This window comes from Kitasatospora sp. NPDC004799 (genome assembly GCF_040609095.1).
GTDB lineage: Bacteria > Actinomycetota > Actinomycetes > Streptomycetales > Streptomycetaceae > Kitasatospora.
This window is the reverse complement of the sequence record NZ_JBEXJK010000028.1, coordinates 26,332-39,701: the sequence shown is the minus strand read 5'-3', so window position 1 is coordinate 39,701 and position 13,370 is coordinate 26,332. Positions and strand designations below refer to the sequence as shown.

Sequence of the window (13,370 nt, the reverse complement as noted above, 5' to 3'; positions counted from 1 at the left end):
GGAGCGCGGCGGCCCGCTTGTGCGGGCTCGGCTTCTCGTCGTTCACGAGCAGCCGCGGAACCCGACGCGCACCCAGAAGCCGTCCAGGACGGCCGGTACGCGCCGGGGACCGTGATCGCTGGTAAGCGACCGGAAGCGGTGAGCCCCGCCCGCTGGTCAGCGGCGGGGCCGGATACAGCTCAGGCGCATGCCCATAGGCGCGCCCTCCTCGGGTCGAAGCCCCAGCAGGGGCTGGCGGTTTGGGGGTTGCCCGTCCTACGGGCGTCAGGTCTCTCGGGCCTGGTCCGGTGCTTCCTCTCTGCTCAGCACCAGCAGGGCGGCGCACCCCGGGATCGGGGTGCTGCGTGGCTCGCTGCCGCCGGCGACATCACCCGGTCGCCACGGGGGCGGTCTGTCTCATCCCGCCACGTGCGTTGGGACCCCGCTGTCCTTCCCCACACCCCGGTAGGGGTGGCATGCCACTGCGTAGGGGGAGGGCTTCGTTCATCACGGCGGTTCGCCCCCGGTTTCTCAACCTAGGCGCCTGCCGCGACCGCCGCCCTCGCGTCGGTCCCGCACGATCACTGTTCAGTTCTCAAGGAACGAGCGCTTCCTTCAGACGGCTGTCACACCGCCCTCCGGGCTCGTTTGCGCAGCTCAGGGCAGCCCAAAGAAGGGCCGGCAGTTCCCCCGCCTCGCCATGCGAGACATGTTGAACATGTCTCTTACGATGCCGAGAAGCCGACGCTTCGTCAAGTCCTTCGCTTGGTTCGGTCGGAGATTCCCGACCGCGCATCACTAGATTCGGCTCTCTGGGCCTGTCGGACCACGGCGCGCCTGGACGGCTCTGGTCCGGCTTCGCTACCGTCAAGTCGTCCCGGATCGTCCAAGCGCCGCAAGTTCGTCCAGGGGAGGGCGAGATGGCCAATGAGAGACTGCGGGGAGCGATCCTCGCGAGTGGGCTGAAGATCGAACAGATCGCGGAACGGCTCGGTGTGAGCTCACGGACCGTCGAGCGGTGGGTCGAGGCGAAGGACGAGCGCCGGCCGTATCGGCGTTTCCAGTACGCGCTCGCCAACCTGTTGCAGCGAGACCTGTCGGAGCTCTGGTCGGATGAACGGACCAGCGGCGCTACGGCTGAGGCCGGCCGGGCCGAGCTGGTGAAGCTGTACCCGCATCGTGCGGTCGTCCCGAAGGAGCTGTGGACGTCGCTCTATGCCAAGGCCGAGCGGAACTTCGACCTGGCGGTCTACGCAGGCTTCTGGCTCTCGGAGGACCCGCTGTTCTTCAGGCTCGTCCGGGAGAAGGCACAGGCAGGCGTGCCGGTGCGGCTCATGCTGGGCGATCCCGACTGCGCTGGCGTGGCCCAGCGGGGAGAGGACGAAGGCATCGGGCCCGCGATGGCGGGCAAGATCCGCAACGCGCTGGCCAACTACGCGCCGCTGTTCGGCGTCCCGGGAGTCGAGTTCCGGCTCCACTCGACCACGCTCTACAACTCGCTCTACCGCGCCGACGACGACCTGCTCGTGAACGGGCACGTCTACGGCGTCGGGGCCTACTTGGCGCCGGTCCTGCACCTCTCGCAGGTGCCCGGTGGCGAGCTGTTCAGCACGTACGCGGCGAGCATCGAGCGGATCTGGGAGAGTTCCCGGACCATCACGTCGTCCCGACTCGAAAGTGAGAGCGCAGCGTGAGCCGAATCGACTACTTCCATGACCCGACCGCCCCGCCGGCGAACTCCGTCGTGCCGTCCGTCACTGCGGTGGTGACGGATGCCGAGGGTCGGCTGCTGCTGATCCACAAGACGGACAACGATCTGTGGGCCCTGCCCGGGGGCGGCCACGACATCGGGGAGTCCGTGGCGGACACGGTGATCCGCGAGGTGCGGGAGGAGACCGGGGTCGACGTCGAGGTCGCCTCCGTTGTCGGTCTCTACACAGACCCCGGGCACGTCATGGCCTACGACGATGGCGAGGTCCGGCAACAGTTCTCGATCTGCTTCAGGGCCCGGCCGGTCGGCGGCACCCTCCGGACGAGTTCGGAGTCGAAAGAGGTCCGCTGGGTGGACCCTGCGGACCTCAACGACCTGGACATTCACCCGTCCATGCGGCTGCGGATCAAGCATGGTCTGGACGTCAGCCGCACCGAGCCCTACATCGGTTAGGAGGCGGGGCCCGACTCCAGCAGGCGGCCCTCGACCCGACGGGCCGCAGCGTCGATCTCCGGCTCGGCGCGGCGGATGAAGCGGCCGACGATGCTGTCGGGGCCGTACCGGCCGACGATCTCGGCGACCCGGTCGGGCGTCGTCGTCGGCGTGCCATCCGGCGTGGTGGTCATGTCGCAGTAGATCAGCGCGTCCACCAGGTGGGGTTCCTCCAGCGGGAACTCCGCCTCCAGCTCGCGGCGCAGGCCGCGCTCCTCGGCTTCGAGCAGCGCGCACGAGTGGTGGGCGACCAGCCGTACGACGCGCTCGTCCACGTCCTCAGAGCGGAGGAAGCGGGCGCCGTCGAGCGGGTGGAACCCCGTGTCGACGATCCGCGGCGAGTAACCGACGTCGTGCAGGACGGCCGCGGACTCCAGCAGCTCGGAGTCCGGGCCGAGGATCCCGGCCAGGGTACGCGCCCGGCCGGCCACTCCCTTGGAGTGGGCCCAGCGGCGGGGGAGGTCGGTGGACAGCAGGGACTCGGCGAGGTCGTAGGCCCACACGATGGCATCCGCTCCTAGGTGGCTGTGGTCAGGAGTGATTGGCGGGAAGTGCGCGGACACGCCGCCCCTTCCCGTGACGTACTTCGAGAACGCCGGCCCCCTCCAGCTGGGCAAGGGCGCGCCGGACGGTGCCCCGTGCGGCACCAGTCTTCTCGGTGAGTTCCTTCTCGGACGGGAAGTCGGCGTCGACGCCGAGTTCGTGAACCAGGGCAGCGAGCTGGTTGAGTACCGGGACCTTGGGCTCGGCTCCGACAACGAGCCACCCGACACCGGGCTGCGATCGAATCAAGCCCTCGGCCGAGAGGACGTCGAGGGCGCGCTTCACGGTGGTGCGGGCGACGTCATGCTCCTTCATCAGGTCGGCTTCCGATGGAAGCGACGTCATGGTGGAGTCTCCGCTGATCTCGGCGCGCAACGCGTCGGCAATCCGCAAGTACGTACCGCGCGGGCTCCGCTCGGGCACTGGGCCGCTCCTTCCATAGGTGGATACCTAGACAGGATGGACGATCCCGGGGGCAGGTTGCCAGCCTCGGCGGCAGCCTGCCCCATGCCTGCGGTGAGCTGGGGTGATCTCACCCGGCTGCGACATCAGCTTCTGACATCAACGACAGCGGACACCGGCAACCCCACCGGCATTCAGGTGGATCACCGCCGAGCCGCGATCACGGGCGTGTGCAGCTACGGTTACCGCCCGATCGAACTTACAAAGCAGATGTCGGCGGTTCGAAACCGTCCGCGCCCACAGCAGAGAAGGGCCAGTTCGGAGGCAGCATCCTCCCGAACTGGCCCTTGATCGTTCCCGGGGTCCTACTCCTCCCGTGCCATCCCCGTGCCAGATTCCTCCGGGGAGGGCCTCAGCTCACCGGGGCCTGCCGCACGGCGTCATCGTGAGTGGCATCTGAGCCCTGGGGCCTGAGCCGCTGCTCCCAGATCTCCTCCAAGGTCTCCGCAACGAGACCGAGCCGTTCCAGGGCTTCCTCCGCCATGTCGTCGTCGAAGATCCACGAGCATTGCTTGGAGTCCTCATCGTCAGCAATGAGGCGATGAGCGAATGCGTTCCGCCGGACCTTTAGCCACGAGATGTGCTCGGCGAAATCCGCCAGATCGCCTTCACCCTGCCAACGCTCGGCCAGTACTTCGGCCTTTCGGGCCAGCCCAGCTTTGCGGACCCGGCGGTCCGCCGGGTCGCACAGGATCTCGTTCATCAGCGCTTCAAGGGCTGCAGCCGCCGACACGATGATGATCCCGGCGCCGATCTGTCGAGTGTCGGTGTCAAGGACGGACAGGGAGTCATCGAGCACCATGTCGCTCTCGGCTTCCCAACCAGGGACTCTGTGCTCACCGCTCTTTCGGAGGGTCGACAACGCCGTCGTCTCCTGGTCGACGGCCTCGCCCACCTTCCTGTGCAGCCAGGCGAGAGATGCCAAGTGCTGCTCGAAGACGATGAACTCCACACGCCCATAGCGGCTGAAGAAATAAGGTTCGCTGTGTTCAAGCACGTACTGATCGACGGCACTCTCGTGCTGTCCAGATGTCGTCTCGACCACTGATGCATCCCCTCCCCGAGCTTTGCGGTCGTTCAGCTTCCCATGGCCCGACACAAGGACGGGCTCATTTTCGATGCTTGGTGTGGCCCTTCGCTGTCGTCATGGATGTTGGCCACCAGAGAGAGGCCGGGACGGGGCTCGGCGGTCCGAAGGGTTTATGCCCGCCCACACGACGGGCCGGTTCGGAGGCTGACCCTCCGAACCGGCCCTCGATCGTTTCTGGGCTCCTACTGGTCCCACGCGATCCCTCGCGCGCCCGATGCCGGCAGTTCCCCGCCGAGTGCCTGGCGGACAGCTTCGTCCATCCGGTCGGCGATGGCGCGGTCCCGGTCGCTGGTCATGTGCTGGTAGATGAGCGCGGTCCGGGTGCTGCTGTGGCCCATCCTGGTCATGAGCTCCCGGGTGCTGGCCCCGTTCTGTGAGGCGAGGGTGTTTCCGGTGTGCCGCAGGTCGTGGAAGTGGGCATCCTCACTCACCCCGGCCGCGGTGCGGGCGCGGATCCAGTCGTCCCGGAAGTTGCTCCGGCGGAGCTTGCCGCCGCGGGGCCCGATGAACAGGTGGCCGTCTGGGCCGGGGCCGGCGTAGCGGTCGAGGTGGTGGGCCAGGTCGTCGACGATCTCGGCGGGGAAGGCCACGGGCCGGAAGCCCGCGCGGCTCTTGGGGGCCTTGTCGTAGAGGCGCCCGCTGTTCAGCTCGGCCTGGTTGCGCTGGACCCGGACGAGCCGGTTCGTGAGGTCGACGTCCCGCCGGCGGAGTGCGGCCAGTTCACCGAACCGCAGGGTGGTGAAGGCGGTCAGCAGCACCAGGGCCCGCCAACGCGGACCGATGGCGTCGGCGACGGCGAACACCTCGGTGACGGAGAGGACGGGGCGCTCCGGCACGTCGTAGGTGTCGGCGCCCTTGATCCGGCACGGGTTGCGCTGGATCAGTTCGTCGTCGAGGGCGGTGTTCATGATGGCCCGCAGCAGTTGGTACGCCTTGGCCACCGAGGGCTCGCCGACCCCGCCCTCCAGCAGCGCGGACCGCCAGGAGCGCACCTGGGCCGGGGTGATCTCGGCGAGCGTCCGGTGGCCCAGGCCGGGCTGGATGTACTGGCGGAGCGTGATGGCGTACCGCTCGCGGGTGCTCTCCTCCAGCTTGCGGTCCCGCAGCCAGGTGGCGGCGAAGTCGCTGAGCTTGGCCTTCCCGGCGTCGGGGTCGGTCCACTTGTCGCGCTGGATGTCTGCCTCGATGAGCGTGAGCGCGATCTCGGCATCGGTCTTGGTCGGGTAGGTCTCCTCACCCTTGCGCGTCAGCCCGGTGACCGGGTCCGGGTAGCGGATCTGCCAGCGCCCGGAGGGCAGCTGACGGAGCGACCCGAAGCGCCGGCGGCTTCCCTTGGCGTTGGCCATCAAGCGGCCCTCCGCAGCCGACGGGTCCGGCTGACCGGCTGGACGGTGCGCTCGGCGACGTAGGCGGCGAGAGCGTCCTCGGGGATGCGGACGTGGCGGCCGACCTTGACGAAGGTGATGCGCCGCTCGGCGACCAGGCGGCGGGGGAAGCGTTCCCCGCTGGTCTCCCAGGTGCCGAGCATCTCGGCGGCTTCCTTGACCGTCAGCAGGCGGTTCATGCGTTGTCCCCCTCTTCCCGCGCGAGTTGGGCGCGCAGTTCCTGGCGGTCGGCGGTGTGGCGTTCGTGCAGTTCGCGGGCGACGGCGGCGGCGAGCATGGACTCGCCGGGGTGTTGCCGGACCCGGCGTAGGTCCAGTGGGCGAGGACGAGGGTTTCGGCGTCGGCCAGGTCGTCGAGGTCCGGGAGGCCGGCGGCGAGCAGCTGCTCGCGCAGTTCCTGGCGGGCCTGTTCGGCGCGGTGGTCGGTGCGGGCCTGGCGGAGGGCGCCGAGGGTGGTCGAGTAGGTGGGCGACTTGGAGGAGAAGTGGCCTCGGAAGCCGAGCATGTGGGACCAGTGGGCGAGGAGGCGGTCCGGGTAGTGCGGATCGAGGTCCCAGCAGGCTTCGATCAGGCGGCGGGTGTGGGCCGGGAGGTCGTGGCGGTCGAGTTCGTGGCGCTCCAGGATCCGGCGGTCCACGGAGTCGGTGGTCTCGGCGGACTTGGTGGCGTACTTGGCGACGTAGGAGGCCACGGCCTGTTCGCTGATCTCGCCGGTGGCGAAGGCGCCGATCGGGCGGACGTCGACCTGGGTGCCCCACTGGAGGACGCGGGCGGGTTGGCCCCCGGCGGCGGCGAGCGGGACGCCGGCGCGGCGGGCGGCGGCGCGGATCGACGCGTTGAGCAGGGCGAGGGTGGCCCAGGCGGGCGGTGGGGTGTCGGGTCCCTCGGGGCCGTCGACGCGGATGACGGCGTGGAAGTGGACGGCGCCGCGGCGCTGGTACTCGGCGACCTTGCCGAAGGAGATCTTCGCGCGCTCCTTGAAGTCCCTCTGGGTGAGCCCGGACAGCTTGGCCATGGTGCGGAACAGGTAGATGGTGAAGCGCCGCCACAGGTCGGGGGCGTGGTTGTTCCAGAGCACGGCGTGGGCGTAGTCGTAGGTGTCGGGGTCGAGCGGGGTGCCCAGGAGCGGTGACCCGGTGGGGTGGGCGGTGCCGCAGCGGCAGGCCCCGGAGTCCGGGCGGTTGTGGACCGGGCCGAAGGACGGGGCGGTGAGGGTCGCGAAGACCCGGGGGTGCGAGCGGACGGTGGCCGGCACTCCCTTGGCCTGGTCCCCGGCGAGTCCGGCACGGATGAGGTGGTAGGTGTCGGCGGCGTAGGTGCGCGCGCAGGACGGGCAGCGGGAAGCGCGGCGGTTGCCGCAGGCGACCTTGAGCCGGTGGCCGGGTTCGTGGTCGGTCGAGTAGCGGTGCCAGACGGCGCCGGTCGGGCCGTGGGTGAGGGTTCGGAAGCCCTGGAGGTGGATGGGGTTGGCGCAGCCTCCGGTGCGGCGGATCTGCTCGGTCAGCTGGGGCAGGTCGCCCCGGGCGGCGAGCCTGGCGAGGTCTGCCAGAGCGAGCCGGTCCGGGACGACCTGGGTGGTGATGGGCAAGCGGGTCACCTCAGAGCTGAGCCGCGGCGGCGGTGTGGCGGGTGACGGTGACGGTGCCCTCGCAGGTGCGGCAGGAGGTGTGGAGGGTGGTGCGGGTGCCGTCCGGGAGGCGGGTTCCGGTGGCGACGGCGGCGCGGGCGAAGCCGTTGCAGTCGGGGCAGACGCGGGTGATCCGGGCCGGGGCGTGGTGGTGCTGGGGCATGATGGTGCTCTCCTTCGTGGGCTTCGGTTCGGGAAGGGGTTGCGGGCTCCGGGGCGGCGGGATGCTTGGCGGCTTTTGCCGCCCCGGGGCTGGTCAGCGGCGGCGCGCGGTACGGCGGTCGGGCTTGCGGGCGTACATGTCGCGGCCGGCCGCGGACAGCGCTTCGGTGAGCAGGAGCGCGGCCGGGTGCGAGGCGCCGACGGAGGCCCCGACCGGGAGCAGGGCGCCGGCGAACGGGACCGGTTCGTGCAGTGCGGCGCGCAGGTCGTCCAGACGGTGGGCGGAGTCGAGGACGATGGCGGCGAACTCGTCCCCGCCGAGGCGGGCGGCCAGGCCGTGGGAGCCGCACCAACGGGTGAGCCGGGCGGCGGTGGCGGCGAGGACGGCGTCCCCGGCGGCGTGGCCGTGGGTGTCGTTGACCGCCTTGAAGTCGTCCAGGTCGACTAGGAGGACGGTCACGTGCTCGGCGTGCGAGCGGATCAGACGTTCGGCGCGGGCGGTGAAGCCGTCGCGGGTGAGCAGGCCGGTCAGCGGGTCGCGGCGGGCGTGGGCGAGTCGGCGGTGGAGCCAGGTGCCGTGGGCGCTCCAGCCGACGAGCGGGACGCCGGCCACGGCGAGGATCGGGGTGAGGTCCATGTGCGGGGTCCTTCCGGTGCGGGTTGCGGACCCCGGGGCGGTGGGATGCTTGGCGGCTTTGTCCGCCCCGGGATCGGTCAGAGGCCGAGGGACTGTGTGCGCGCGGCGGCCCGGTCGAGCAGGAGGTGGACGTCCGCCTGCCGGGTGGTGGGTCGGTCGTTGTACTGGTCCGGCGAGCTGACCGGGCGTCCGGTGGCGTGCAGGACTTCCATGACCTGGGCGCGGGCCCAGGCCGCGGTGTCCGGGGTGCCGTAGCCGTGGACGAGGACGGCGGCCTGGGCGCCGAGGAGGCAGACCCGGCCGGCGGAGTCCCACAGCGCGCCCTGGAGCCAGCCGAAGGCGGAGATGTAGCGGGAGGCGAGCCGGAGGTGGTCGGCCACGGTCACCGGGACCGGGCGGGCGGGGCGGTGGGCGAGGCGGTCCAGCAGGGTCGGGCGGGGCACGGGGAAGCCGGAGTTCCAGGGCTGGACCGTGGAGCCGAGCGGGCAGACGTACGGCACGGCCGGCGTTGCGGTGGTGGCCAGTTGGGCGAGGTAGCGCTCGATCTCGGCGACCAGGGCGGCGCCCTCGGGTGTGAGCGCGAGGGAGCGAGGCAGCAGGAGGGCGGTGCTCACGGCTTGTCCCGCTGGGTGTCGTTGACGACCTGGACGCCGGTGCGCGCGGTGCCGTCGATCAGCGGGGCGACGAAGGTGTCGGCGAGGTAGAAGCCGAAGAGGCCGATCACGACGGCGACCCAGAGCCGGACGCCGAGGAAGCGGATGGCGGCCCACGCGGCGATGCCGAGAACGAGGACCACGGGCAGGGTGACGGACATGGCAGGGGGCTCCTGTCAGCGGACGGTGCAGCGGTGGGTGCGGGCGGCGATCTCGGCGGCGGCGCGCGAGTCGTACTCGGCGGAGAAGCCGCAGCGCGGGGAGGTGCAGACGGCGCTGTGTCTCTCCCGGCCGCGGCCGTCGTAGAAGGTGGCGACGTGGACCGGGCCGATGCGGATCACGTTGCGGGGGCGGATCGGGCGGGGCATGCGGGCCTCCTGTCGGATCAGGCGAGCTGGACGGCGATGGCGGACGCCAGCTGCGGCGGGACGCCGAGGCGGGCGCCCAGGGTGTCGGTGTCGATCGGCTCGCCGGTGCGGGCGCGGTGGTCGTCGGCGACCTTGCGGGCGTGGTCGACCAGCGCGGCGGGGAGAACGGGGCTCGGCGGTGCGGGGGCCGGCACCGGTGCGGGTGAGAGGCTGGGCAACTCCTCAGCGACGGGCAGCGGCGCGTCGTCGACGACGGCCGGGCTGGTGGCAGGCTCCCCGTTGCCGTGGGCCAGCAGGGTGCCGCCGAAGAACGCGAGGGCGGGCCAACCGGCGACGAGGATGCGGAGCCAGGTCGGGACGTTGCCGAGATCGAGCAGCCCGGCGGTGGTCACGTTCCGCCGAGCGAGGCGACCAGGGCGATGGCGAACCAGGTCCAGGCAGCGCGGGCCGGTTCGCCGGCGGCGCGGAGCATCCGCATCCTGCGCCACGCGGCGACGAGCAGCAGATCGACGGAGACCGGGTAGGCCCAGGCCTTCCAGTCGTGCTGCCCGGCCGCTGCGGCCAGGTCCTGCAGGTGGGCGAAGGAAAGGGCGCCGGCGATGGCGGCCTGGATCAGTACGGCGTCGGGGCGGGGCAGACGCACAGTCGGTCCCCTTCCGGGATTCGGACATGGCGGGGTAGGGACATGGCGCGATGCGCCGATGGGGGAGCGGGTGCGCTACTCGGCGGACGGGGCCGCGGCGAAGCGCGGCGGCGCCGAGGGCATCGGCGGGACGACCAGGACCGGCGGGACGACCGGCCGGAAGTGCTCCAGGCCCGCCAGCGTCGGAGTGCGGTACGCGTTGGCGTGGCAGATCTCGGCCGCGCGGGCGAGGGACAGGTCCGGAGTGCGGATTCGGGACCAGCCGCCCGAGGAGTCCCCGGCGACCGCGACACCCGGCATGTCCGGCGCGATCTGCGTCGCCTCCGGCGAGACGTCCGCGAGGCCCATCTCGGCCGTCGGGCGGTCGTTGACCCGGTGGACCACCCGGCCCGACAGTTGGGCGCGGAGCATGGTCGCGCCCTTGCCCAGTTCCGAGCCGAAGCGCTGACCGCACGCCTCCACGAAGATCCCGGCGCCCCGGCCGAGTTGAGCCAGTCGGATCAGCTGGGTGACCATGTGGTCCCGCCGTTCCTCGTCCTTGCGGGTGGCGACCATGAACAGCTCCGCCACCTCGTCCAGGAGGAGGACCACCGGCACCGGCCGCAGCTTCGGCGGTAGGCCCCAGATGTCCGAGGCGATCTCGTGCGAGGCCACTGACCCGGCGAGCCCCTGGCGGTCGCGGAGCAGGTCGTAGCGCTCCTCCATCACCTCCACCAGCGCGTCGAGCAGACCGCCGGCCGATTGCGGATCGGTGGCGAGCGCCGACAGCCGCGGAGCGAACGGGGCCTGTTCGACACCGCGCTTGCAGTCGATCCCGACCAGCGCCACGTCCAACCGGGCGAGTCCGCTGATCAGGTTGCGCATGTAGACGGACTTGCCGGACAGCGTGGTGCCGAGCGTGAGCGCGTGCGGCACGGCCAGGTAGTCGCGGACGAACGCCGTCCCGTCCTCCCTCATCGCCACCGGCACGGCCAGCGCCCCGGCCGGTCGACGGCGCGGCATCCGCACCCGCCTGAGCACGTCGAAGCCGGTCATCCGAAGCTCCACCACACCCGGGCGGACGACGATCACATGCACGCTGTGCACACCCCAGGCGTGCCGCAGCCGTTCCGCCGAAGCGGCGACGTCGGCCGGCTCCTGGCCCGGCGCCAGCCGGAGGCGGAGCCGCAGCCCGGTCGTGGTCGGGGGGGCCCGACGGATGCGCGGCGGGATCGGCCGGATCTCCCGGCGGCTGGTCGCCCGGGTCACCAGCACCCGCAGCCGCGAGGGCGGGACGGTCAGCCCGCAGGCGTCCATGGTGCTGCCGTAGGTCGCGGACAGCCGTGCCGCCGTGACCGGCAGACCGATCGCCGACCAGTACAGCGCCGGGGCCTTGGCCCGAGCGAGCGCGGCCCCACCCGCGACGGCGGCGACCGGAGCAGCAACCTCGGTGAGGAGCTGAACCCCCGAGGACACGGCCGTCAGCCCTGAACCGGAACGAGCGAGGTGACCGCCGCCGCGCGGAACGAGATCCCGTGCCGCTTCTGGCCGTTGAACTCGTTCTCCCAGTCCCGCGCCTTCAGCCCGGTCAGCGCGACCGGCATACCGACGCCCAGCCCGTCCGAGATCCCGGTCTCCGGCACGGACACGGTGTAGAGGTTGGCCTCACCGTCGCCCGCGATCGTCAGCCCGACGGTCATCATCCGGGCACCCGTCTCCTTGTCGACCGCGATCTCACCGGTCTGGCGGTTCACCACCTTCGGCGCCGGCGGGACGGCGACGAACACGAACGCGGTGGAGGTGTCGACCTTGAATACAACCATGGCTGCTTCTCCTCTAGAAGAGGTGATCTCCTGCACTCATGTACAGGAGTGATGAGTAGAAGAGTGACGTACTCCTGTACATGAGTCAACCCGCCGCGAGAAAGAATCCTGCGACGGGCCGAGGGAGTTGAACGAGCGTCAGTCGCGCGCGGCGAACCTGTAGTCCAAAACGAACTGGTCAGCGGCCATGACGGTGTCGCAGACCTCGACCACGCGGCCGGCCGCGGTGAGGGCGTCACGAACGAGGTGGATCACCGGCGAGCCGGGGCTCAGCGCCAGCGCGGCGGTCTCGGGCTTGGTCGCGAGCCGGGCCCGCACCGTCTCGACGAACTCCGCGAGGACGTGGCCGTGCTCCTCCAGCCGGGCGTAGATACCGCCGCCACCGGGGTTCTCGGCGAATACCTCGGGGATGTCCTTGACCACGTCCCACGGCAGGTACGACGTCGCTTCCTCGGTCGGCACCCCGTCGCGGAAGTACCGGCGCTTGTGGGCAAGTACCTGGGCGCCGGCGGGCACGTCCAGGCGCTCGGCGATCTCCGGGGGAGCTTCGGCGGGGCCGACGAACAGCACGGTCACGGACGGGACGCCGCCGGACACCTCGGCCTCAGCGAGGTAAGCGGCCTTTCCGGCGTTCCGGTGGGCCCGGCGGAACCGGTCCGAGGACTTCCGCTGCACCGGCGGCCGGGATCGGACGAAGGAGCCGCGGCCGTGGTGCGTCTCGATCAGCTGGGAGGTCCGCAGCTCCGCGATGGCCTTCCGGACGGTGCCGGAGGCGACGCCGTAGCGCTGCGTCAGCTCGGCCTCGCTGGGCACGGCCGCACCGGGGGCGAGCGTCCCCGATTTGATCTGGGCGGCGAGGTCGTCCGCGATCTGCAGGTACTTCGCCTTGGCCGAGGAGGCCACGTCGTCACTCGTCATAGTCCTGTAAGACTCCTATTCTCCTCTATATGAGTACCAGCCCCGTGCGAGAAGTTTCAACGCCGCTCCACTCCGTGTCCGTGGCGGGGGCGGTCGTGCGCGAGGACGGCCGGGTCCTGGCGATCCGCCGCGCTGACAACGGCACCTGGGAGCCACCGGGCGGAGTGCTGGAGCTGACGGAGACTGTCGAGGACGGCGTGCGCCGCGAGATCTTCGAGGAGACCGGCATCAAGGTGAGCGTCGAACGGCTCACCGGCGTCTACAAGAACGTGACGCGCGGGGTCGTCGCCCTGGTCTTCCGCTGCCATCCCGAAGGCGGCACCGAGCAACTCTCCGACGAGTCGACGGCGGTCGACTGGCTCACCCCGGCCGAGATCGAGGACCGCATGGGCGAGGTCTTCGCCGTGCGTGTGCTGGACGCCCTCCGGAGCGATGCGGTCCCGAGCATCCGGACCCACGACGGCCGGCAGTTGCTTGGGGAACAGGCTGCCAGCTGAGCCCTGACGGTCGTTAGAATTTTAACGATGAGGTGGGGTGCGGGAGGGAGTTGTTACGACTTTCTCTACTTCATCAAGGGCGCGCGCGGCGCGCCAGCGCGCGGCCCAGCCGCTCGCCGCCGCTCCTGTCTTCGCCCCGCTCCGGCGGCGGCCGGCCGCGCAGAGCGGCCAGGCGCCAGGGAGGCTGAGGTCAGAACCTGCGGGGGCTGGGGCGGGCGGCTCCGCGGTTTTACCCACCTCTCCGGACCGGGACCCGCGTCGAGCAAGACCGGGGGGCCACTCGGCCAAATTGCGGTCAGGCCCAAAAGCCCTGACCGAGTCGCAACAGCTTACGGCCCCCCGATCATGCTCGACCCCAGACCAGACAGGACAACGGCCAAAACCGCTCCACCGCCCTTGTTG

Annotated in this window: 16 protein-coding genes and 2 pseudogenes; 3 read left to right on the top strand and 15 right to left on the bottom strand. The window is 70.9% G+C overall.

The annotated features are described in order from the left end of the window. Nucleotides 1–899 precede the first annotated feature (899 nt). Together ABZW03_RS06555 and ABZW03_RS06550 are read left to right on the top strand one after the other, a co-directional pair. Nucleotides 900–1,673, top strand: a complete 774-nt coding sequence (locus ABZW03_RS06555; protein WP_355253178.1) for a helix-turn-helix transcriptional regulator — start codon at nucleotides 900–902, stop codon at nucleotides 1,671–1,673. After that, entirely contained in the window at nucleotides 1,670–2,143 is a 474-nt protein-coding gene (locus tag ABZW03_RS06550) for an NUDIX domain-containing protein (protein WP_355253175.1), read from the top strand. The genes ABZW03_RS06555 and ABZW03_RS06550 overlap by 4 nt, the downstream gene beginning before the upstream one ends. Here ABZW03_RS06550 and ABZW03_RS06545 read toward each other — a convergent pair. The 15 genes and pseudogenes from ABZW03_RS06545 to ABZW03_RS06475 all read right to left on the bottom strand — a co-directional run bounded on the left by ABZW03_RS06545 (nucleotide 2,140) and on the right by ABZW03_RS06475 (nucleotide 12,471). Further along, the gene (locus ABZW03_RS06545; RefSeq protein ID WP_355253172.1) at nucleotides 2,140–2,685 is read right to left on the bottom strand and encodes an HD domain-containing protein; all 546 of its coding nucleotides are present in this window, start codon (nucleotides 2,683–2,685) and stop codon (nucleotides 2,140–2,142) included. The two genes, ABZW03_RS06550 and ABZW03_RS06545, sit on opposite strands and share 4 nt — an antisense overlap. A 28-nt stretch (nucleotides 2,686–2,713) precedes the next feature. Next, a complete protein-coding gene (locus tag ABZW03_RS06540) occupies nucleotides 2,714–3,148 on the bottom strand; it encodes a GntR family transcriptional regulator (protein WP_355253170.1) in 435 nt (144 codons plus the stop codon). A gap of 391 nt (nucleotides 3,149–3,539) precedes the next feature. Beyond that, nucleotides 3,540–4,232: a hypothetical protein gene (locus ABZW03_RS06535; RefSeq protein WP_355253167.1), complete on the bottom strand. Its 693-nt coding sequence runs from the start codon at nucleotides 4,230–4,232 to the stop codon at nucleotides 3,540–3,542. Between the two features lie 227 nt (nucleotides 4,233–4,459). Continuing rightward, the gene (locus ABZW03_RS06530; RefSeq protein WP_355253165.1) at nucleotides 4,460–5,623 is read right to left on the bottom strand and encodes a tyrosine-type recombinase/integrase; all 1,164 of its coding nucleotides are present in this window, start codon (nucleotides 5,621–5,623) and stop codon (nucleotides 4,460–4,462) included. Continuing rightward, a complete protein-coding gene (locus tag ABZW03_RS06525; RefSeq protein WP_355253162.1) occupies nucleotides 5,623–5,841 on the bottom strand; it encodes an excisionase family DNA-binding protein in 219 nt (72 codons plus the stop codon). Before ABZW03_RS06525 ends, ABZW03_RS06530 begins: the two co-directional genes overlap by 1 nt. Beyond that, a pseudogene (gene repSA, locus ABZW03_RS06520) lies at nucleotides 5,838–7,210 on the bottom strand (replication initiator protein RepSA). The gene ABZW03_RS06525 and the pseudogene repSA overlap by 4 nt, the downstream one beginning before the upstream one ends. 49 nt (nucleotides 7,211–7,259) lie before the next feature. Beyond that, nucleotides 7,260–7,451 (bottom strand): hypothetical protein, encoded by a 192-nt coding sequence (locus tag ABZW03_RS06515; protein ID WP_355253159.1) that lies wholly within the window; start codon nucleotides 7,449–7,451, stop codon nucleotides 7,260–7,262. A 93-nt stretch (nucleotides 7,452–7,544) separates the two neighbouring features. Beyond that, entirely contained in the window at nucleotides 7,545–8,087 is a 543-nt protein-coding gene (locus ABZW03_RS06510; RefSeq protein WP_355253157.1) for a GGDEF domain-containing protein, read from the bottom strand. 77 nt (nucleotides 8,088–8,164) lie between these two features. Then, nucleotides 8,165–8,701 (bottom strand): hypothetical protein, encoded by a 537-nt coding sequence (locus ABZW03_RS06505; RefSeq protein ID WP_355253154.1) that lies wholly within the window; start codon nucleotides 8,699–8,701, stop codon nucleotides 8,165–8,167. After that, entirely contained in the window at nucleotides 8,698–8,901 is a 204-nt protein-coding gene (locus tag ABZW03_RS06500) for a hypothetical protein (protein WP_355253151.1), read from the bottom strand. Before ABZW03_RS06500 ends, ABZW03_RS06505 begins: the two co-directional genes overlap by 4 nt. Nucleotides 8,902–8,916: 15 nt before the next feature. Then, nucleotides 8,917–9,108: a mobile element transfer protein gene (locus tag ABZW03_RS06495; protein ID WP_355253148.1), complete on the bottom strand. Its 192-nt coding sequence runs from the start codon at nucleotides 9,106–9,108 to the stop codon at nucleotides 8,917–8,919. 17 nt (nucleotides 9,109–9,125) lie between these two features. Continuing rightward, nucleotides 9,126–9,751, bottom strand: a pseudogene (locus tag ABZW03_RS06490) (DUF2637 domain-containing protein). 75 nt (nucleotides 9,752–9,826) lie between these two features. Next, complete coding sequence (locus ABZW03_RS06485) at nucleotides 9,827–11,206, bottom strand: FtsK/SpoIIIE domain-containing protein (protein ID WP_355253145.1); 1,380 nt, start codon at nucleotides 11,204–11,206, stop codon at nucleotides 9,827–9,829. Between the two features lie 5 nt (nucleotides 11,207–11,211). Further along, on the bottom strand, nucleotides 11,212–11,553 hold the full coding sequence (locus ABZW03_RS06480) for a hypothetical protein (RefSeq protein WP_355253190.1): 342 nt from the start codon (nucleotides 11,551–11,553) through the stop codon (nucleotides 11,212–11,214). Nucleotides 11,554–11,691: 138 nt separating this feature from the next. After that, nucleotides 11,692–12,471 (bottom strand): GntR family transcriptional regulator, encoded by a 780-nt coding sequence (locus ABZW03_RS06475; RefSeq protein ID WP_355253143.1) that lies wholly within the window; start codon nucleotides 12,469–12,471, stop codon nucleotides 11,692–11,694. A gap of 17 nt (nucleotides 12,472–12,488) precedes the next feature. On the opposite strand from ABZW03_RS06475, the gene ABZW03_RS06470 reads away from it, so the two are divergent. Beyond that, nucleotides 12,489–12,968: an NUDIX domain-containing protein gene (locus ABZW03_RS06470; protein ID WP_355253187.1), complete on the top strand. Its 480-nt coding sequence runs from the start codon at nucleotides 12,489–12,491 to the stop codon at nucleotides 12,966–12,968. The last annotated feature ends 402 nt before the right edge of the window (nucleotides 12,969–13,370 follow it).